Genomic DNA, 19,925 nt, shown 5'->3' with positions numbered 1-19,925 from the left:
CGCCCGCCCCCGGGCAGGCGCTGTCTTTGCGTGTCACACTTTGCTGGCGGTCCTTGGACAAAGGTTGCTCTGCGGGCAGGGAAAAGCAATGCTTTTCCTCGTCCGCCCGGATCACCCAGATCTACAATTCAAAGCAGAATGATTGCCCTAGCTCCAAGCGTCGACAGTGCCGCTTCAGCAGCCTGCTTACATAACTCCTGCAGCAGGTCGCGCCAAACGGATGGATCGCCCATCCCCGCCCCTTCAGCCGTTTTCCCGCAGCACCTGCCCGGCAAGATACAGCGAGCCGCAAATCAGCACGCGGGCGGCAGGGTCGCGTGTGCGGATCGCTGTCAGCGCCCCGATCACCGTTTCGGCGCTTTCGGCCTCGATCCCTGCCCTGCGGGCCGCATCGCGGGTCTCGTCGGCGGGCAGGGTCGCGGCCTCACCGGGAATGGACACCGCCGTCAGGCTGGCCACATGCGGGGCAAGCGGGCGCATATAGCCCGTCACATCCTTGGTGTTCAGCATCCCGCAGATCAGATGCGTCGCGCGCGGCGGCATTGCCGACAGGGTTGCGGCGACCGCGCCCCCCCCCGCCGGGTTGTGGCCGCCATCCAGCCAAAGCTCGATCCCCGGCCCTGCGGCCTCGACCAGCGGGCCATGGCGCAGGCGCTGCATCCGGGCGGGCCATTCGGCGCGGGTGACGGCAGCCTCGGCCACGCCCCTGTCCAGCGCACGCAATGCCGCCAGTGCCGCCCCGGCATTGTCGATCTGATGTGGCCCGGGCAGGTTCGGCAAGGGCAGGTCCAGCAGACCGTTCTCATCCTGAAAGACCATGCGCCCGGCCTCGGCAAAACAGTGCCAGTGCTGGCCATGAACCAGCAGCGGCGCCCCCAGTCGGGCCGCCCGCGCCTCGATCACCTCCAGCGCCTCGGGCGCCTGTGGTCCGACCACGCAAGGCACACCGCGTTTCAGGATCCCCGCCTTTTCGCCCGCAATCGCGGCCAGCGTTTCCCCCAGATATTGCTGATGGTCGATCGAGACCGGCGTGATGACGGTCAGCGCCGGACGGTCGATCACATTGGTCGCATCAACCCGCCCGCCCAGACCCACCTCCAGCAGCAGGTAATCCGCCGGAACCCGGGAAAAGGCCAGAAAGGCCGCACAGGTCGTCGCCTCGAAAAAGGTAATCGAGGCCGGGCCATTGGCGGCGATCACCTCATCCAGCAGCGCCGTCAGATGATCCTCGGCGATCAGATCACCGGCAAGACGGATCCGTTCATGAAACCGTGCCAGATGCGGCGAGGTATAGACATGCGCGCGCAGCCCCGCCCCTTCCAGCCCGGCCCGGATCATCGCAAGGGTCGACCCCTTGCCATTGGTGCCCGCGACATGGATCACCGGCGGCAGGCGGTGTTCGGGATGGTCAAGCGCTGCGAGCAGCCGGTCCACCCGGTCCAGTGTCAGGTCGATGATCTTGGGATGCAGCGTCATCATCCGCTGCAACAGCAGATCGGACCCCGCAGCGCCCCCCCCGGTTGCGGCCATGATCAGGTTGCTTTCGTTCCGGAGCCCTTGGCGTCCGGCGCCTTGGCAGGGGCAGATTTTGCATCGGCGGGCTTGGTATCGCCACCCTTCGCCGTCGCCGCCGGTTTGGTCTCGGCGGGTTTTGCGGCCGCACTGTCCTTGGCCGCCGCATCGGCGGGTGAGGCAGCACCGGCCTCGGGTGCCGGCAGATCGCCCCGCACCGCAGGCGGCAGTTTCATCAGCATCCGCAGCACGGTTGCCAGTTCGTCGCGCATGTCGCGGCGATGGGTCACGCGGTCCAGCATGCCATGATCCAGCAGATATTCCGCGCGCTGAAACCCCTCGGGCAGTTTCTCGCGGATCGTCTGTTCAATCACGCGCGGCCCGGCAAAGCAGATCAGGGCATTGGGTTCGGCGATATGCACATCACCCAGCATCGCATAGGAAGCCGTGACACCACCCGTCGTCGGATGGGTCAGCACAACGATATAGGGCAGCCCCGCCTCGCGCAGCATCTGCACCGCGACCGTAGTGCGCGGCATCTGCATCAGGCTCAGGATGCCTTCCTGCATCCGCGCGCCCCCGGCGGCGGAAAACAGCACCAGCGGGCGCTTCATCTTCACCGCGCGTTCGGCGGCGGCAAGGATCGCATTACCGACATACATGCCCATGGATCCGCCCATGAAGCTGAAATCCTGCGCCACGGCCACGATGGGCGTGCGGGCAAGCTCTCCTTCAGCGACCAGCATCGCGTCTTTTTCGCCGGTCGCCTTCTGCGCGGCCCGCATGCGTTCGGGATATTTCTTCTGATCGCGGAACTGCAGCGGATCGGCCAAGGGCTCGGGCACCTTCACCTCGGCAAAGAGGCCCCCGTCGAAGAGTTTGGCAAAACGCTCGCGCGGGGTGATCGCCATGTGGTGATCGCAGGCGGTGCAGACGTTCAGATTGTCCTTCAGTTCCCGGTGGAACAGCATGGTTCCGCATTCGGGACATTTGGTCCAGAGGTTCTCGGGCACCTCACGGCGCGAAAAAAGCGAGTTGATCGTCGGGCGGACATAATTGGTAATCCAGTTCATCGACGTTGGGCCCTCTGGTCTGCGGATCGAGTTGCCAGATAAGCCTTCGGGACCGGAAATGCAATCGCGGGCAACCCCGTGTAAAGGATGTATGGCAAAGGGCGTTGCGCGTTTCGCAGCATCAGCGCATGATTGCAGATGTCACGAGTTCTGTCCTGTTCCCAAGGTTACCCGCTTGTCCTTCACCGCTTCCAGTCGCGCGATTGTTCTGGGCATCACGCCGGGTCTTGATTTTGCGGCGGGCGCAGTTCTAGCGTCATTGAGGGCGCAGGAACCGGATTTCGCCGGTCATGTGGTCATCCTACATGACGGGCTGACGCAGGCGCAACAGGCAGCACTGGCACAGATGGCCCCAAAGGTGCAGTTCCGCGTCTTTGACGAGGCCACGCTGCTGGCCCGGCTGAAGATGGAAAAGATCCCGCAACTTGACGGGCTTCTGCATCGCTTCAGCCCGCTGTTTCTGGCCAAGCTGATGCTGCCCGATCTTTTGGAGGATTTTGCGCAGGTTCTGTGGCTGGATGCCGATATGCTGATCCGCAGGCCGATCACTGCGGTCTGGGATTTCGATTGCCTGACATGGCGCCCCCTGCCGAATGGAGCGATGGAACGCCGTGCGCGAATTCTGGCGGAATTCGGCGACCTGCCGCGCGCGGCGGATGTGCCGCTGCTCAATGGCGGGCTGGTCGGGGTGGCACGGGGCTTTCTGGACCATGCCGGATCGGACGATCTGTTCGCGCTGGCCCGCCGGGTGCTGATGCGCTGCAAGACCGATCAGGTGGATGAACTGCCCTATTACCTTCTGGCCGCAACCCGGGCCATGCCGGTAAAGCCGTTGCCATTGGCCTTTAATCATCCGGTGGCCATGGCGGGAACCGCCGGGGCGGCGATCCTGCATGCCATCGGGCGGCATAAATTCTGGAACGCGACCCCGCTGATTGCCGCATGTCCCGACTGGCAGGCACATCAGGCCGCCTATGTCGCGGCGGGGGGCCGGGCCTATGACGGGCCGCTGCTGCTGGAAGAGGAATATCCGCTGCGGCTGGACAAGGCGCTGCGCCGGGCAGATCTGCGCGCTTTCTGGGAAGAGATCTACGCGCAGTTGCGCCCGAAACTTCCGCCGGGGATTCTGCCGGATCTGGCAACGGGACAATCCTATCTGCGATTGTTCCTGCAGGGTCGCCCGGACAGTCAGCACCTGCGCCTGCTGCGCCTTTTCAACCCGGAAAGGATGGGTTTGCAGGCGCATCTGTCCAACACCGCCGAAAAGGCGCGGGCCGAGGCCGCAGTGCCCGGTGTGACGGGCGGCGCGCTGACGCTGCAACGGGATCGCGTGCCGGTGGTGCTGCGGCGGCTGCTGGCCGCGATCGGCTGAATACCGGGTGCTGCGGGTCAGGGCTGCGCGCCTGCCTCACGGCTCTCTGCGTGGCACCTGACGCATTTCAGGCCACATCGCGGGCCAGCAATTGCCCGCCGGGGCCTTGCTTCACCTCGAAACGGCTTATCTTGCGCACCAGATCTGAAAGTTTGGCGCTGCCATAGGTGCGGGTGTCGAAATCCGGCGTGCCTTGCGTGATATACTGGCCGATCTGGCCCAGCGAATACCATTCGCCCTCGGGGTCGATGGCCCGCATTGCCGCGATGATCAGCGGGATCGCCTTTTGCGGCGGCTCCTTGGTGGCGCTGGACGCGGCCTGTGGCTCGGCGGTCTGGCGCCCGCTGCGGGGGGCCGGTTCGCGAAGATCGTCGCGCCCGAAATCCTTCTCGGGTTCTTTCTCGGGCTCGCCGTTCAGGTTCTCGACATAGATGAAGCGCTTGCAGGCCATGCGGAAGGCTTCGGGTGTCTTCTTCTCGCCGATACCATAGACATCCAGCCCCTGTTCACGGATCCGCGCCGCAAGCCGCGTGAAATCGCTGTCGGAAGAGACCAGCACAAACGCATCGAAAAGGCCGGAATGCAGGAAATCCATCGCCGCAATGACCAGCCCGATATCGGAGGCGTTCTTGCCTCTTGTATTGGAAAACTGCTGATCGGCGACCATGCCCAATGCGGCGACCTTGCGCGCCCATCCGCCCAGACGCTGCGCCGACCAGTCGCCATAGATGCGCCGGACCGAGGCTTCGCCCAGACTGGCGATTTCCTCGAAAAGCGCCTCGGCATAGCCTGCGGGCACGTTATCGGCATCAATAAGAACGCAGAGACGGGGGGAACGGGGATCGGGCATGACGCCTCCTTTTTGGATCCTTATGCCCGATCCCCGCCAGGATGGAAAGCGGCCCACAGATTGCAACCAGACGGCAAAAGGACCCGCACGAAGGCGGGTCCCTGTCGTTCATAAAGGTTGTGCAAGCGTCAGTAGCAGAAGCCGTTGCGCGCACAGATCGGCATGCGGCGCGATCCGGCGGCGGCCACATCATCGATCAGGCCGGTCAGCGCCTCGTCGCCCTCGGCCAGTTCACGGGCGCGGGCAAGGGCGGCCTCATCCTCCATCATCCCGGCCACGCCGTCCGGTTCAGCCCCGCCCATGGTGGCGCGTAGCCGCAGGGCCGCAAGGATCAGCAGCGGCTCTCCCCGCGCCTCCCCCAAAGCGATCAGACGTTCCGCAGTGGCGACATCCATCAGTTGCGGAACGGTCATCGTGGCATCCTGTGCGGCAACGGGCAGAACCGTGGCAAGGGACAGGGCGGCAGCGGCAAGCAGCGATTTCATGGCGGTTGTTCCTTTGGTTTCATCAATAAAGAAACGCTAGAGCGCGATTTTCCTGCAATCAATCGGCAATCGCCCCCGGGCGCGCGGATGACGGTATTTGTCATTCTGCCCGTCCCGGCGCGCGCGATCTCCCCCCTGTTCGGGGGGCTCACCCCGCCGCACCCGGCCGTCAGTCCTGCAGCCCCCATGGGGCGACCGCGTCACGGTCCAGCCGGTAAAGCAGGTTCGGTTCGGACACGATGTAGATTTCGCCTTCGGATCCCATCGCAATGCCCTCGGCCTGCGGGATCCGTTCGGCAATCCCGGCACCGCCGGCCCCAGATCCAGCGTGCCCACCGGCTCGGCGTCATGATCATATTCGACGATCATGGCCGACATCTCGGACAGCAACAGCAGATGCCCCGTCCGTTCATGCAGCGTCAATGAGGACAGATCGCGCATGAACAGCCGCATCTCATTGCTGCCGCGCAACTCGCGCACCGAGATGTCGAAGCGTTTCCCCGCCAACGCCTCATCAATGCCAGTGATCTCCAGCACGCGCAGCGGCAGCATTTCCTGCACCACCAGCAGACGCCGCCCCACGGCATCCCATGACACGCCCTCAAACCCCATATTGTGGAAGGCGTCGATGCCCAGATGCAGTTGCGCCGCGTCGGTCAGGTCGATTTCGGTATCCGATGGTCCTATCTCGACCCAATGCAGCGTCTGGGTTCCCTCATCCGACAACACGAACCGGTTGCCTTCGACATGTGTGATCCCCTCGACATCGCGCCCGCCGGAGACGGGCAGACGGCGCAGGATCTGCCCCCCGGTCGAAAGCTCCACCACCTCGGGCGGGCGGTTGATCGAGGCGAAAAGCGTGCCCGTTTCAGCCACAAAGGTAAGGCCCGAAAGATTGCCGGAAATGCCCGCAATCGGGAGCCCCCGGGGCGAGGCCGCGCGATAGCGTGACAAACCGATCGTACTGTCGCCTTCGGGCATCGGGCTGATGGTCGTCCGGGCCGAATACCACATCCATGGCAGCACCCGGATCCGCACCGAAACGGCGGCGAAGGCCAGAACCGCCGCCCCCAGAATCAGCCAGAAGGCCAGCCGCCGGGACGGCAACCAGCGCCGGGTCACATCAGTAGATCACAACCGAGCGGATGGATTCGCCCTTATGCATCAGGTCGAACGCCTCATTGATCTTTTCCAGCGGCATTGTGTGGGTGATCATCGGGTCGATCTCGATCTTGCCATCCATATACCAGTCGACGAATTTCGGCACATCGGTGCGGCCCTTGGCCCCGCCGAAAGCCGTGCCCTTCCAGACGCGGCCGGTGACCAGCTGGAAGGGGCGCGTCGAGATTTCGGCCCCGGCAGGTGCCACACCGATGATGACCGATACGCCCCAGCCGCGGTGCGAACATTCCAGCGCGTCGCGCATCACCTTCACATTGCCGGTCGCGTCAAAGGAATAATCCACCCCGCCCAGATGATCGCGCTCATTCTGCGTCAGGCGCTGGATTTCCTGCACGACCGAGCCTTCGATTTTCGACGGGTTGACGAAATGGGTCATGCCGAACTTGCGCGCCATCTCCTCTTTCGCGTCGTTCAGATCGACCCCGATGATCATGTCCGCGCCCGCCATGCGCAGGCCCTGAATGACGTTCAGACCGATGCCACCCAGACCGAAGACGGCGGCGGTTGATCCGATCTCGACCCCGGCGGTGTTGATGACCGACCCGATGCCGGTGGTGACGCCGCAGCCGATATAACAGATCTTTTCGAACGGCGCGTCGGGGCGCACCTTGGCCAGCGCGATTTCGGGCAGGACCGTGTGATTGGCGAAGGTGGAACAGCCCATGTAATGATAGATCGGTGTGCCATCCAACATCGAGAACCGCGTCGTGCCATCGGGCATCAGGCCCTGACCCTGGGTATTGCGGATCGCAGTGCAAAGGTTGGTCTTGCCCGACAGACAGGAATAGCATTGCCGACATTCGGGTGTGTAAAGCGGGATCACATGATCGCCGGGTTTCAGCGTCGTGACACCTTCGCCCACCTCGATCACCACGCCCGCGCCCTCATGCCCGAGGATCGAGGGAAACAGCCCTTCGGGATCGGCGCCCGACAGCGTGAATTCATCTGTATGGCAGATGCCGGTGGCCTTGATTTCAACCAGAACCTCCCCCGCCTTGGGGCCGTCAAGATTGACATCCATGATCTCAAGGGGCTTGCCGGGGGCAAGGGCGACGGCGGCACGGGTGCGCATGGGGTTTCCTCCTGACAGGTTTTTTGCGAGGCTGGGGCAAGATGCCCATGATTGCAACGCGGGAAAGACATGATTCGACACGCTTTTGCGACACTCGCCCTGCTGGGCGCAACCGCCTGCGGCTCTGGCTCGGGCAGTCCTTCGGGAATGTCGGGCGGTGCAGGCGGGGAACCGGACAGCTGCGGCGTCGTTAGATACATGCATCTTCAGGGTCAGCCGGGGGATGCCGTGCAACGGGCCGGGATTTCAGGCCCTGTGCGCGTCATCCCGCTGGGCGGGATGGTAACTCGGGACTACACCCCGGAACGCATCAATTTCTATCTTGATGCCAACGGCCTTGTCGGAAGGATATCCTGCGGATGAAACCGGTTTTCGCCTTGCCTGTCGTGATGTCCCTGCTTGCGGCCTGTGTGCCGCAGGACCAGGCACCCGATCCTGTCGCCTCCTGCGGCGCAGAGGGGTATCAGGGACTTGTGGGCCAGCATGAACGCGCGCTGCGCGGTCTGCGCCTGCCCGAACCCTCGCGCGTGATCGGGCCGGGAATGGCCGTGACAATGGATTTCCGCGAGGACCGCCTGAATATCGAGACGGGGGAAAACCGGCGCATTCTGCGCGTCTTCTGCGGCTGATCCGCTGCTGGACGCTTCCACCCGAAACGTCAGCGGGCGGCCTGAAAGGGCCGCCCGCTTGCTTGCCGATGCCGCGATGCTGCCGGGACTTCCACCCCGGCCGCGCCTCACTTCTTGGCGCGGAAATCCGTGTGGCAGTCGCGGCAGGATCCGCCGACAGCACCCATTCCACCCTGAACGCCCGCCAGCGCGGTGACATCCATCGCCTCGGCCGCAGATTGCAGCGCAGTGGCCCGTTCGACAAAGCCGTCCCAGTTCATCCAGACATCGGGGCGGGCCTCTGCCACGGGATCATCGGCCTCGGTCTCGAATTTCGCGGGGATATCCGCAGCGGCGGCGATCAGCGCCTCACGCGCAGCGGCAGCGGCCGAGGCGTCGAACGCGGCAGAGCCATTGGCCATATCGCCCAGAACCTTGGTCTGGCGGGCAACCTCTCCCATCAGGTCCATCCGGGCCTTTACGGTCGGATCCTGCACGCCCTCCTTGGCAAAAGCCACGCCGCCGGTCAGCACAATTGCAGCAATCAGGGCCTTGGTGGGAAGGGTCTTGGTCAGAAATGTCATTTCACTGGCTCCTCGCTGGAAATATACGCCGACTATAGCTGCGTCATCGCGTCGCGGAAGGGGCCAATTCAGCCGCCGCGACAGGTTCACGGCAATGTCATTGCCTGTGCGCTTCCCCCAGCTGCGCAGCGGCGCAGGCCGTTGCCAAAGGCCGCGCATCTGCGGCATAGGCTGAGGCAGCGACTGCCCGCCGTCCCGCCATACAGTCACGGCGACAGAGACACAGAGCGAGGGCCACAGAGCAAGGGCCACAGAGCGCAGAAGCAGGGAATGGGGACAAAACGGATGGACTGTCGGGCAGAGTTGTCGAACATGAGGCCGGAGGCGCTGCGCCAACCGGTCATGCGGGGGGGCGATCATGGGCGATCGTGTTGAACCCGATAATCGCAATGCGCCGAAGGCAAAGGGTATCCACATCTCCCATCCGCAGCGCGTGACGACACTGCGCAAGGGGCCGTCCTTATGACCGCCGGGGCAACAGACCGCTCTACTGACCACCCGGAGGCGCTGGTCATCGGCGCAGGTCCTGCCGGGCTGATGGCCGCCGAGGCGCTGGCCGCCGCAGGGGCGCGGGTCGTGATCGCCGAGGCGAAACCCTCCCCCGCGCGCAAGTTTCTGATGGCAGGAAAATCAGGTCTGAACATCACCAAGGACGCAGACCCCGCGACCTTTGGCGCCGCTTTCGGACAGGCCACGGACTGGCTGGCCCCGATGCTGGACCAGTTCGGCCCGGAGGCCGTGCAGGACTGGTGCCGCGCCCTTGGGCAAGAGGTGTTCACCGGCAGTTCCGGCCGGGTCTTTCCGGTGACGATGAAAGCCTCGCCATTGCTGCGGGCTTGGCTGGGGCGTCTGGCATCGGCGGGAGTCGATCTGCGCAACCGCTGGCGCTGGACCGGGTTTGAGGCCGATGCGCTGCGCTTTGAAACGCCGGATGGCCCCCGCCTGCTGCGCCCCCGCGTCACCGTTCTGGCGCTTGGCGGGGCAAGCTGGGCACGGCTGGGATCGGATGGCGCATGGGCACCATGGCTGGCGGCGCAAGGCGTGGGGCTGGCCGGTTTCGCGCCCGCCAATGCCGGGTTGCGGGTCGACTGGTCGCCGCTGATGGCGCGCCATTTCGGCGCCCCGGTCAAGGGTGCCGCGCTATGTCCCCCCGAAGGGCCGGTTTCACGCGGCGAATTCGTGATCTCGCAACGCGGGCTGGAAGGCGGTGGGATCTATCCGTTGTCGCCTGCACTGCGAGGGGGCGGGGTGCTCTGGCTCGACCTCTTTCCGGATCTTTCACAGGATGCGCTGGCCGCGCGCATGGCCCGGGCGCGCAATGGCGACAGTATCGGATCGCGCCTGCGCAAGCTGGGCCTGCCCCCCGCCGCCGCCGCGCTGGTACTGGAATGGGGGCCGCGCCCCCTGCCCACAGGCGCGGCGCTGGCCGGGTTGCTGAAACGCCTGCCCGTTCGCCACGCGGGCCTGCGCCCGCTGGATGAGGCGATCTCGGTCGCGGGCGGCATCCTGCAGGACAGCCTGACCGAAGGGCTGGAACTGAAGGCCCTGCCCGGGATCTTTGCCTGCGGTGAGATGCTGGACTGGGAGGCCCCGACAGGGGGTTATCTGCTGACGGCATCCATGGCGACAGGCCTGCATGCGGGCCGCGCCACGGCGGCCCGTCTGACAGGACAAGACCGGCAGGCGACGTGACGTTTCTGCCCCCTGCCATCCGAAACCGTCTATCCTGAAACCCGATCCGCAGCTCTGGTCGGCCCGACCGATCCAAAATGCCCCTTGCAGCGAAAGGCACCCCCATGACCGATATCGTGATCCTGTCCGGCGCACGCACCGCCATCGGCGGTTTTGGCGGCGCGCTGTCCGGCCTTTCGCCGGTGGACCTTGGCAGCATCGTCAGCAAGGCCGCCATCGCCCGCGCCGGGATCGCGCCGGACCGGATCGGGGCCAGCGTCTTCGGTCATGTCATCAATACCGAACCGCACGACATGTATCTGTCGCGCATGGCCGCAATGCAGGCGGGCGTGCCCGAAACGACGCCCGCGATGAACGTCAACCGGCTGTGCGGGTCCGGGGCGCAGGCCATCGTGTCGGCGGCACAGGCGCTGATGCTGGATGAGACCGATTTCGCCCTTGCCGGCGGGGCCGAGGTTATGAGCCGCAGCCCCCATATCCTGCCCGCCGCGCGGTTCGGCCAGAAAATGGGCGATCTGCGCGCCATCGACATGATGACAGGGGCGCTGACCTGTCCTTTCGGCACCGGGCATATGGGCGTCACGGCGGAAAATGTCGCCGCCGAACATGGCATCAGCCGCGCCGATCAGGACGCTTTCGCGCTGGAAAGCCAGAGCCGCGCCGCCCGCGCCATCGCCGAGGGGCGGTTTGCCGGGCAGATCGTTCCGGTCGAGATTACGTCGCGCCGGGGCACGGTGGCCTTTGACACCGACGAACACCCGAAAGCGACCAGTGCCGGGGCGCTGGCAGCCCTGCGCCCGGTGTTTCAGAAGGACGGCACCGTGACGGCGGGCAATGCCAGCGGCATCAATGACGGGGCGGCGGCGCTGGTGCTGGCGCGCGCCGGAGCGGCAGAGGCGGCGGGGCTGAAACCCCGCGCCCGCATCCTTGGATCGGCCGTGGCCGGTGTGCGGCCCGAGGTGATGGGCATCGGCCCCGTGCCGGCGGTGCAGGCGCTTTGTGCGCGGCTGGGGCTCGCGCCCGGCGATTTCGATGTGGTGGAATCGAATGAGGCCTTTGCCGCACAGGCGCTGGCGGTGAACCGCGCACTTGGCCTTGATCCCGCGCGGGTCAACCCCAATGGCGGGGCCATCGCGCTTGGCCATCCGGTCGGCGCGACGGGCGCGATCATCACCGTCAAGGCGCTTCATGAACTGGAGCGGACCGGCGGGCGTCGCGCGCTGGTAACGATGTGCATCGGCGGCGGTCAGGGCATCGCGCTGGCGCTGGAGCGGATCTGACTGCGCAAGGCTGCGGCCCCGGTTCAGGGGCCATTGCGGCAGATGCGGCTTTCGGTCCATGGTCGCGGTGATGACAGCTCTTGCCTTTCTCCATGCGCCGGAAACGGGGCAGACGAACCGCCTGCTGGCGGATCTTGCGGCGCGGCTGGCCGCACAGGGGCTGCGGGTCTGCGGCTGCGTGCAGATCGACAGCCCGCGCGACGGTCAGGCCCGCTGCGACATGGATCTGCGGCTGCTGCCCGACGGGGCAATGCTGCGGATATCGGAAAATCGCGGGCCGGGGGCGGGCGGGTGCCAGTTGGATGCTGCGGCACTGGAAACCGCTGTGGCCGAGATATCCTTGCGGCTGGCGCAGGGTGCGGATCTGCTGATCCTGAACAAGTTCGGCAAGCAGGAGGCCGCAGGCCACGGCTTTCGTGCGCTGATCGCCGAGGCGGTGGCGGCGGGCTTGCCGGTTCTGGTCGGGCTGAACCGTTCGGGGCAGGCCGGGTTTGACGCCTTTGCCGCCGGAATGGCACAGCCCCTGCCCCCCGATGCACAGGCGCTGGAGGACTGGGCGAACGCCGCGCTGAACATCCGCGATCCTGCCGCCTGACAGGCTCAGGGCATCGCCAGCCGAACCGAGGACCGGGCCGAGCGGCCATTGGCATCAATCACTGACAGGGTCACGAAACCCGGCCCCGTCAGCGGCACCAGCGCATCACGGCTGCGCAGGGCAGTGACAACCGGCACCCCGTCGGCCAGCCATGTGAAAGGCGCGGTGCCACCCCGGACCCGCAGCAGCACGCCCTCGGGCAGCAATTCCACCTGCGCCCCGTCGGGCGGAAAGGCCACGGCGGGCGCGCCGGGATCGGGGCCGAAGGCGGCACCGCGCGGGCGGAAGCGTTGCAGCGGTTGCGGCAGGGCGGCATTGGACAGGATCAGCGCCGTCGAGGGTGGTGGCGGCAAGGGCTCAATCCGCCGACCGATCCGCGCGAAGGCCTGCGCCAGCACCGGGGCGGCCAGATCCGCGCCAAAGACACCGGGCACCGGGGTTCCGTCCGCGCGGCCCAGCCAGACGCCCACCACATGCCGCCCGTCATAGCCCAAAGCCCAGGCATCGCGATGGCCATAGCTGGTGCCGGTCTTGTAGGCGATCCCTCGGCCCCCGCCGCCCGGGGGCGGCATTCCGGCCAGAATATCCCCGATCTGCCATGCCGCCACGGCCGAAATCACCCGCGTCCCGGCGCCCGCATCCCCCGCCGAAACGCGCAAAGGTCGCGCCACACCGCCATGGGCGAGGGCGGCATAAAGGCCCGCCATTTCCTCCAGTGTCACGCCAACACCGCCAAGTGCCAGCGCCAGCCCCGGCCTGCCCCCGCCCCCCGGCAGACGCGGATCGACGCCCGCGCGGCGCAACCCGGTCATCAGCCGCGCCGGTCCCATCGCTTCGGTCAGCGCCACCACCGGCAGGTTCAGGCTTTCCACCAGCGCCTCACGCACCCGCAGCGTGCCCCGGAACCGGCGGTCGAAATTCTGCGGGCGGTAGCCTGCGAAATCCATCGGCTGATCGTCGATCAGGGTTTCCGGATGGGCCAGCCCTTCATCGAAGGCCAGAGCGTAAACCAGTGGTTTCAGCAGCGATCCGGGGCTGCGCACCGCGCGGGTCATGTCGACGAACCCCTGCCGGGCCTCCTCGGTGTAATCCGCCGATCCGACCGAGGCCAGAACCTCCCCCGTGCGGTGATCGGCGATCATCATCGCGATCTGCAGCCGCGCGCCATGGGCGGCAACGGTGTCGCGGGCCAACGCCTCTAGCCGCTTTTGCAGGCCCGCATCAATCGTCAGGCGATGCGGCGACAGACCGGATGACACGGGGCCCGCCACCCGGTCGGCCAGATGCGGTGCATGGGCGGGAAAGGGTCGGCGGCGGGTCGGCACGGCCTCACGCTGCGCGGCAAGGGCCTGATCGGCGCCGATCACCCCCGCCGCAACCGCCCGCGCCAGAATCCGTGCCCGGGCCGCCTCGGCGTGATCTGCATGGCGGTCGGGGCGACGGGTCTCGGGCGATTGTGGCAGGGCCACCAGAAGGGCGGCCTCGGCCGGGGTCAGGCGCTGCGGCTCTTTCCCGAAATAGCTGATCGTTGCTGCCCGCACCCCTTCCAGATTGCCGCCGAAAGGGGCGAGATGCAGATAAAGCGACAGGATCTGATCCTTGTCCAACCGCCGTTCCAGCGCCAGCGCGACGCGCATCTGGCGCAGCTTACCCGTGATCTGCCCGGTGCCGCTTTCCTCCAACAGCCGCGCGACCTGCATCGTCAGGGTGGACCCGCCCGAGACCACGCGGCGCGATGTCACCGCCTGCCAGCCCGCCCGCAACGCCGCCAGCGGATCGACCCCGGCGTGGCTGCGAAAGCGCCGGTCCTCGAACGCGATCAGCATCTGGAGATAGCGCGGATCGACCCGGTCAACCGAAACCGCCAGCCGCCAGCGCCCGTCGGCCACCTGATAGGCGCGCAAAAGCTGTCCGTCCCGCGCCAGAATCTCGGTCGCCGTCGCCACCTGCAAAGGCGGCAGGACCGTGGCTGCCACCCAGCGATCCCCGGCATCGCGCAAGCCCCCACCCGCCCAAAGGGCAAGGGCCAGCGCAAACAGCGTCCGCGCCGAACGGAAGCGGCCCCGGCCGGTCACGGCGTCACGATCACCCGGCCCGCATCGGTCTGCGCACGGAAATCCGGGCGATACATATCCTCGACCGAGGCTGCGGGATGGTGATAGGCGCCGGGGCTGACCGCGCGGATGACATAGGCCAGACGGATCGTTGATTCATCACGCTGATCCACCGCCGCAAGGAACCGGTCCTGCCGGAATTCGGCATGTTCGGCCTCGGCCACTTCCAGCCAGTCAAGCGCCGAAATCTGGCCTGCGCGGATCAGGTTCGGATTGTCGATCTCAAACCCGGCGGGCAGCGGATCGGTCACCATCAGCCGGGCCTCGCCCATGCTGAAGGGTTCGACCTCCAGCACCGCGACCAGCCGCGTGCCCGCCGCCACCGCCGAGGCATCGGCGGGATTGCCCTCCATGTCGTAATAGCTGCGCCGGATCGCATAGCCATTGCCGCCCGCCGCCTCGGGCACCTCCGGCACACCGTAAGCCGTGACCGTCAGCACCGCCGCCCGGTCGGATCCGTTGACCACCGCCACGGGGTCGGGATTGCCCGCCTCAAGCACCCGCACCAGCGGGCCGTCCACCGGCTGGCCGTTCAGGGTGATGCCCTCGGTGCCCGGGCGGTCGATCAGCGCATTGGCGGCCAGCAGGGTCCATGTCGCCTCTTGCGTCGACAGCCGGTTTGCCGGGCGCGTCAGGCGCGCGGCAAAGGCCTCCCGGTCCAGCGCCTCGGACCCCGATTCCAGCGCCAGCGTCAGCACCGCCGCCGTGTCGCGGCGGTTGGTGCCGTAATCGGCGCGGAACAGCTGTTCGGTCTCCTCCAGCGGCAGGCTGCTGACCCAGCCGCCTGCCTTGCGGAACATCGCATCGGCCCGGGCCTGATCGCCATAGCTGGCCAGGGCCGCGCCCAGTTGCGCCAGCGCCACAGGGGTTGCAAAGGCATCCGCCTTCACATCGGCATAGTATCGCAGATCGCCGATGGCCGCCGCCCCCTCCCGCGCCAGCACCATCAGCGCATAGGCCAGCGCCTCTCCGCCCCGGTCGAAATCGGCGGTGTAGTTCACTTGCGTGCGCAGGTTGTCCAGCGCCGCGCGGAAGGCGATATCGGGCACGGTATGGCCGTTGGCGCGCGCGCGGCTCAGGAAATCGGTGACATAGGCATCCAGCCAGAAATCCCCCGAATTCGCGGACCACAGACCAAAGCCGCCATCCGAGGATTGATTGGTCAGCACCTCGGCCACGGCTTGTTCGATGCGATCGCGGATATCCTCAGCCCCTTTCAGCCGCATCGCCTGCGCCACCTGATCGAAATAGATCAAGGGCAGCGCGCGGGAGGTGATCTGTTCCGTGCAGCCATAGGGATAGCGGTCCAGCGCGGCCAGAAGGCCCGGCGTGTCCAGCCGTGCGATCGGGCCGACCGCCATCGTGGCAAGGCCCGATCCGGCATGGAAACCCGCGAAAACCGACTGGTCCAGCGTGAAGGTCTGACCCGGTTGCAACTCCAGCCGCGTCATCCGCGCCACTTCCGGATCCCCCGCCTGCACCGGCAGGGACAGCCGTTTGGTCAGTTGCCGCCCTTCGGGCGTGGTCAGGGTGATGTCGATGCTCTGCACCCCCTCGGCCCCGGCGACCAGCGGGATCTCGAACCGGGCCTTGCCCTGTTCGGCAAGGTCAAAACCCGAAGGCACCGGGCCGAGCGCGAGGCCAGAGGCCGTGACATCAAGCCCCATCCGCCCGGCAGGCCCGGTGGCATGAACGATCTCCAGCAGCATCCGGCTTTCATCGCCCGGCGACAGGAAACGCGGCACCGAGGCCGTCACCACGACCGGATCACGCACCAGCACATCGGCCTCGGCCTGTCCGACGCCGCGCTGCGACCATGCAACCGCCATCACCCGGACCGTGCCATTGAACGAGGGCAGATCGAAGGAAACCCGCGCCAGACCATCCGGCCCGATCTGAACCGGGCCCGAGAAGTAGGCGACCAGTTCTTCGGTCGGGGGGGGCGATTGCAGCCGGGCCTGCGCCCCGCCATCCCCGCCGGAACGCACCTGCCCCGGCATGCCCGCCATCGCGTCGATCAGCCGCCCGTAAAGGTCACGGATCCCCACGCCCAGCTTGCGCTGGCCGAAATAATGCCCCTTCGGATCGGGCGCCTCAAAGCCGGTCAGGTTCAGGATGCCGACATCCACCGCCGCAACGGTGACATGGGCGGTATCGCCCGGCTGCACGCCCGCAACACGCACCGCCAGATCCAGCGGCCCGCGCGGCGCGACCTCGGCCGGGGCCTCGACCGTCACATCCAGCGCCCGGTCGCCCGGGTCGATGGCGGCATGTGCCAGCCCCATGGCGCGCGCCGGATTGCGCCCCGCCGCCACATCCATCGGCCGCAGCACGGATGCGGTGACATAGACGCCCGCGCCCCAGTCATCGGTCACCGGCAGGGAAATGATATTCTCGCCCTCAGTCACCGCAACCGCCTGCATCGAGACCAGCCGGTTCGACAGCACCGAGATCAGCGCCGTGCCTGCCGCACGCGGCACGATGCGCAGTCGCGCCACCTCGCCTGCCCGGTATCCGGGTTTGTCCAGAGACAATTCCAGCCGGTCCGGGGATGATGCGACATCGGCAGGCGCATACCATCCGGCATCGAACCCGACCGAACTTGCCGCCGCCCCGCCCGAGGCTTGCGTCACCGCAAGCTCATACTGCCCCCATGTCACCGGGGCCGCGATCCGCGCGGGTTCGGCGCCAAGCTCGGTCACGCCATTGGCAACCCGCGACCGGGTCGTGACCGGTTCCCAATACCAGTCGCCATATTCCTGATACCACTGGTAACGGGTTTCGATCCGCGTCACCTCCCATACCACCGGCATCGGCACGGCACGGCCTTCCGGGCCAACCGCGACGATCTCGAATTCCGCGGCACCGCCCTCGGGCACGACATCGTCAAACAACGGGCGCAGCCCGATCACCGGCGCATCGGGGGTCAGCGCGCGGGTCACCCTCCGTTCCACCGGGCGGCCGGATCCTTCGGACACCCGCACCGCCGCAACCATCTCCAGCGGCCGGTCGGCATTTTCCACCGGGGCCAGCGCCAGCGGCAGCGTGGCACGCCCCTCGGCATCGGTGCGCATTCCGTCAAAGCTGCGGACCAACGTGTTGAAAGGCTCGTCATGACGACCGAAGACAAAACCGGGAAAGCCATCAAGCGCACGCGTGGCGCGCAGCAGGGTTTCCCCCTCGATCGCCAGATCCGCCCCCGGCGCGCCGAAGAGGTAACGCACCGCCAGATCGGCCTCGGCCACATCACCGGGGCGCAGCGGTGTATCGGCAAGCGTCAGGTCGAAATCAATGCGTTCGGGCAGGAAATCCTCGACAAGGAAGGTTTTCGCAGCCAGCGGCGGCGCCTCCAGATCGGCAAGAATCTCAAGCCGCCACAGGCCGCGCGGTGCGGATCCGGCAATCGGCAGGGCAAAGACATGGCCGCCCATGGCGCTGTCCTGCGCGGTGCTGCGGCTGTATTCCACCCCGTCTGGCCGTTTGACGATGGCGGTCAGCGGCAAACCCTCCACCGCCTGCGATTGCGGATCGCGGGCCAGTGCGGTGACATGCACGGTTTCGCCTGCGCGGTAAGCGCCGCGTTCGGTCGTGACGAAAACATCGACCGGCGGCGCGGGTTCGCGCCCTTCGACGCCCCGGTCCGACAGGTCAAATTCGGGATCGGTCAGCGACAGGAAGGCAAGATCGTCCTCCCCTTCCCGCGCCACCAGCATCGCGGGCGCGGCCCCGGCCCGACCCCGCGTCAGCGCGGCCGGGAAATGCGCCATCCCCTCGGCATCGGTCTCGGTCACACCCAGAACCTCATTCGCGCGGCTCAGGAGTTCGACCGTGACCCCCGGTTTCGGGCCCGCCGTGCCAAGGGACCGGATCACGACATGCAGCCCTTCCACCCCGGAAAAGCTGATCATGCCCAGATCCGAGGACACGAACCACTGCCAGGCCGGCGCAAAATCATAGGGCTCCTTGCCCGGCAATGCCGCGCGCAGCGCATAGATACCCGCCCCTTGCCCCGCCAGCGCCTCGGCCAGCGGCAGGCGGGTGGTGATGTCGCGGTTGACCTCCTGGGTCACGGTCGCGCTGCCGGTCCAGATTTCCGTGCCCACTTCCCCCCCGAAATCGTCCTCGCGGTAATAGGGCATGGGTTCTGACAGGAACCTGCCCTGAACCGAGCGCAGGATATTGCGGTCGGTCACGCGATACAGCGTCAGGTCAAGTTCGGTTGTGTTCACCGTTTCGACCGGGATCGAAACCTCGGCCATGCGCGGCAGCACATAGGCGCGCCCTGCAAAGCGTACCGCCGGATTGCGGTCACGGATATAGGCATTGACCGCCACCGGACGCGCCGTCATCTGCCCCTCGGCGGAAGGAATGCCCGCACGGAAGGTCACCGAAACGCGCTGGCCATGCGAAAGCCCGTCAACGCAAAGCTGCCGCGAGCCGGATTTCTCGACCGAAATGCCCGCGATATCGGTCTGCACGAAATCGCCGAATTCCACCCCGCTTTCGGCCAGTTCTTCTGAAAACACCGCGCAAAGCCGGGGTTGGGCCAGATCGGACTGGACCTGATGTTCGGTGATGCGGAAGCCGAATTTTTCGATGGCATCATCCAGCAGACCGGCAGTGTCATCGCGCGGCTGCTCCGCTTGCGCCAGTTGCAGCGCGGGAACCATGTCGCGCCCCCGGCCGATGCTTTCCAGCGCCTGCGCCATGGTGACCAGCGCGCCATGGCGCAGCCCCGGATTGTCGCTGCGCAACAGCGCATTGATTGCGGCGGAAACCGCGCGCTGCGCCCATTCACGCCGCATGTCCTGATTGCTGGCAGAGCCTTTCAGCGCCAGCCGCGCATATTCCGCCCAGTCCCCGGCCGAATCAGTCAGGTTCAGCGCAGCACCAACCCGTTCGGCCGCGCGCAGGGCATAGCCGTTGATCTCTTCCCGCCGCGCGGCGGCCAGATGATCCCCGGCCGGAACCTCACCCGTGACATGCAGCATGGCCAGACCCCGCGCCAGATCCCGCGCGGCGTCCAGATCCGACGGGCGCAGGAACGCCAGCGCCGCCGACCGCCCCGCCGCCGCCCCGGCCAGCCCCGGTTCGGCATTCAGCACCCGGGCCGAAATCGCGCCCTGATAAGGGGCGGGCGCGCCGGCCCCGTTCTTCAGGAAACAGGCCCCGGCGCGGGAGTTGAAGGTCAGCGCCGTGCAGGAGTCGTTTGCCAGACAGGCGCGCTGGCAGGCCTCGATCGTGGTGTCCAGCATCGAGGCGATATCGCCGCCGGGCAGGTCCATGTCGCGCGTGATCGCCAGCCGCTTGGGCGCGACCAGTTCCTGCGCCGACACCTGATCGGCGGGCACCGCCAGCAGCGTCACCGCTGCCAGGGCAAGGGATCGCAGGGTCCCGCCGATCCCCGCCTTTGCCGTCCCGACATGCCGCGCGATCCGATCCATAGCGATACCCTCCTGATCCTGCATCGCGACAGTCGCACAGGCCCGGCCCGACGGGCAAGCAC

General features: G+C 66.7%; 15 protein-coding genes. 6 read left to right on the top strand and 9 right to left on the bottom strand.

Going from position 1 to position 19,925, the window contains the following annotated elements; translation table 11 throughout:
• Positions 1-243: 243 nt before the first annotated feature.
• The gene (locus JL811_RS00805) at positions 244-1,530 is read right to left on the bottom strand and encodes a bifunctional folylpolyglutamate synthase/dihydrofolate synthase (RefSeq protein WP_237684713.1); all 1,287 of its coding nucleotides are present in this window, start codon (positions 1,528-1,530) and stop codon (positions 244-246) included.
• Positions 1,531-1,532: 2 nt separating this feature from the next.
• A complete protein-coding gene (gene accD / locus JL811_RS00800) occupies positions 1,533-2,585 on the bottom strand; it encodes an acetyl-CoA carboxylase, carboxyltransferase subunit beta (RefSeq protein ID WP_202686320.1) in 1,053 nt (350 codons plus the stop codon).
• Between the two features lie 175 nt (positions 2,586-2,760).
• On the opposite strand from accD, the gene JL811_RS00795 reads away from it, so the two are divergent.
• Positions 2,761-3,957, top strand: coding sequence for a glycosyltransferase (locus JL811_RS00795; RefSeq protein WP_202686319.1), 1,197 nt, complete (start codon positions 2,761-2,763; stop codon positions 3,955-3,957).
• A gap of 67 nt (positions 3,958-4,024) precedes the next feature.
• On the opposite strand, the gene JL811_RS00790 is transcribed toward JL811_RS00795, so the two are convergent.
• From JL811_RS00790 to JL811_RS00775, 4 genes are all read right to left on the bottom strand, one after another.
• Entirely contained in the window at positions 4,025-4,807 is a 783-nt protein-coding gene (locus JL811_RS00790) for an NYN domain-containing protein (protein ID WP_202686318.1), read from the bottom strand.
• A gap of 128 nt (positions 4,808-4,935) precedes the next feature.
• On the bottom strand, positions 4,936-5,292 hold the full coding sequence (locus JL811_RS00785) for a hypothetical protein (protein WP_202686317.1): 357 nt from the start codon (positions 5,290-5,292) through the stop codon (positions 4,936-4,938).
• A 36-nt stretch (positions 5,293-5,328) separates the two neighbouring features.
• Positions 5,329-6,414: an SdiA-regulated domain-containing protein gene (locus tag JL811_RS00780; RefSeq protein WP_202686316.1), complete on the bottom strand. Its 1,086-nt coding sequence runs from the start codon at positions 6,412-6,414 to the stop codon at positions 5,329-5,331.
• A gap of 1 nt (position 6,415) precedes the next feature.
• On the bottom strand, positions 6,416-7,546 hold the full coding sequence (locus JL811_RS00775) for an S-(hydroxymethyl)glutathione dehydrogenase/class III alcohol dehydrogenase (RefSeq protein WP_202686315.1): 1,131 nt from the start codon (positions 7,544-7,546) through the stop codon (positions 6,416-6,418).
• A gap of 69 nt (positions 7,547-7,615) precedes the next feature.
• Here JL811_RS00775 and JL811_RS20295 point away from each other — a divergent pair, with 69 nt between their 5' ends.
• Both JL811_RS20295 and JL811_RS00765 read left to right on the top strand, forming a co-directional pair.
• Positions 7,616-7,909: an I78 family peptidase inhibitor gene (locus tag JL811_RS20295; RefSeq protein ID WP_202686314.1), complete on the top strand. Its 294-nt coding sequence runs from the start codon at positions 7,616-7,618 to the stop codon at positions 7,907-7,909.
• Complete coding sequence (locus tag JL811_RS00765; RefSeq protein ID WP_202686313.1) at positions 7,906-8,175, top strand: I78 family peptidase inhibitor; 270 nt, start codon at positions 7,906-7,908, stop codon at positions 8,173-8,175. The genes JL811_RS20295 and JL811_RS00765 overlap by 4 nt, the downstream gene beginning before the upstream one ends.
• Before the next feature lie 107 nt (positions 8,176-8,282).
• On the opposite strand, the gene JL811_RS00760 is transcribed toward JL811_RS00765, so the two are convergent.
• A complete protein-coding gene (locus JL811_RS00760) occupies positions 8,283-8,738 on the bottom strand; it encodes a c-type cytochrome (protein WP_202686312.1) in 456 nt (151 codons plus the stop codon).
• Between the two features lie 462 nt (positions 8,739-9,200).
• Here JL811_RS00760 and JL811_RS00755 point away from each other — a divergent pair, with 462 nt between their 5' ends.
• The 3 genes from JL811_RS00755 to JL811_RS00745 all read left to right on the top strand — a co-directional run bounded on the left by JL811_RS00755 (position 9,201) and on the right by JL811_RS00745 (position 12,305).
• Positions 9,201-10,430: a TIGR03862 family flavoprotein gene (locus JL811_RS00755; RefSeq protein WP_202686311.1), complete on the top strand. Its 1,230-nt coding sequence runs from the start codon at positions 9,201-9,203 to the stop codon at positions 10,428-10,430.
• Positions 10,431-10,534: 104 nt separating this feature from the next.
• Complete coding sequence (locus JL811_RS00750) at positions 10,535-11,710, top strand: acetyl-CoA C-acyltransferase family protein (protein ID WP_202686310.1); 1,176 nt, start codon at positions 10,535-10,537, stop codon at positions 11,708-11,710.
• 70 nt (positions 11,711-11,780) lie between these two features.
• Positions 11,781-12,305: a DUF2478 domain-containing protein gene (locus tag JL811_RS00745; RefSeq protein WP_202686309.1), complete on the top strand. Its 525-nt coding sequence runs from the start codon at positions 11,781-11,783 to the stop codon at positions 12,303-12,305.
• A 5-nt stretch (positions 12,306-12,310) separates the two neighbouring features.
• Here the strand turns inward: JL811_RS00745 and pbpC are convergent, their stop codons facing one another.
• A complete protein-coding gene (pbpC, locus tag JL811_RS00740; protein WP_420496752.1) occupies positions 12,311-14,380 on the bottom strand; it encodes a penicillin-binding protein 1C in 2,070 nt (689 codons plus the stop codon).
• Positions 14,377-19,863, bottom strand: coding sequence for an alpha-2-macroglobulin family protein (locus JL811_RS00735; RefSeq protein ID WP_202686308.1), 5,487 nt, complete (start codon positions 19,861-19,863; stop codon positions 14,377-14,379). Before JL811_RS00735 ends, pbpC begins: the two co-directional genes overlap by 4 nt.
• Between the last annotated feature and the right edge of the window lie 62 nt (positions 19,864-19,925).

Source organism: Szabonella alba (assembly GCF_016765775.1).
Lineage (GTDB): Bacteria > Pseudomonadota > Alphaproteobacteria > Rhodobacterales > Rhodobacteraceae > Szabonella > Szabonella alba.
The sequence above is the reverse complement of the archived record's forward strand: the minus strand, read 5'-3'. Positions and strand labels throughout refer to the sequence as shown.

Excerpts from the sequence above, each read along its gene's own strand:
- JL811_RS00755 (WP_202686311.1), top strand. The coding sequence starts at position 9,201 with ATGACCGCCGGGGCAACAGACCGCTCTACTGACCACCCGGAGGCGCTG.
- JL811_RS00790 (WP_202686318.1), bottom strand. The coding sequence starts at position 4,807 with ATGCCCGATCCCCGTTCCCCCCGTCTCTGCGTTCTTATTGATGCCGAT.
- JL811_RS00775 (WP_202686315.1), bottom strand. The coding sequence starts at position 7,546 with ATGCGCACCCGTGCCGCCGTCGCCCTTGCCCCCGGCAAGCCCCTTGAG.
- JL811_RS20295 (WP_202686314.1), top strand. The coding sequence starts at position 7,616 with ATGATTCGACACGCTTTTGCGACACTCGCCCTGCTGGGCGCAACCGCC.
- accD (WP_202686320.1), bottom strand. The coding sequence starts at position 2,585 with ATGAACTGGATTACCAATTATGTCCGCCCGACGATCAACTCGCTTTTT.
- JL811_RS00785 (WP_202686317.1), bottom strand. The coding sequence starts at position 5,292 with ATGAAATCGCTGCTTGCCGCTGCCGCCCTGTCCCTTGCCACGGTTCTG.
- JL811_RS00805 (WP_237684713.1), bottom strand. The coding sequence starts at position 1,530 with ATGGCCGCAACCGGGGGGGGCGCTGCGGGGTCCGATCTGCTGTTGCAG.
- JL811_RS00745 (WP_202686309.1), top strand. The coding sequence starts at position 11,781 with ATGACAGCTCTTGCCTTTCTCCATGCGCCGGAAACGGGGCAGACGAAC.
- JL811_RS00765 (WP_202686313.1), top strand. The coding sequence starts at position 7,906 with ATGAAACCGGTTTTCGCCTTGCCTGTCGTGATGTCCCTGCTTGCGGCC.
- JL811_RS00760 (WP_202686312.1), bottom strand. The coding sequence starts at position 8,738 with ATGACATTTCTGACCAAGACCCTTCCCACCAAGGCCCTGATTGCTGCA.
- JL811_RS00750 (WP_202686310.1), top strand. The coding sequence starts at position 10,535 with ATGACCGATATCGTGATCCTGTCCGGCGCACGCACCGCCATCGGCGGT.
- JL811_RS00735 (WP_202686308.1), bottom strand. The coding sequence starts at position 19,863 with ATGGATCGGATCGCGCGGCATGTCGGGACGGCAAAGGCGGGGATCGGC.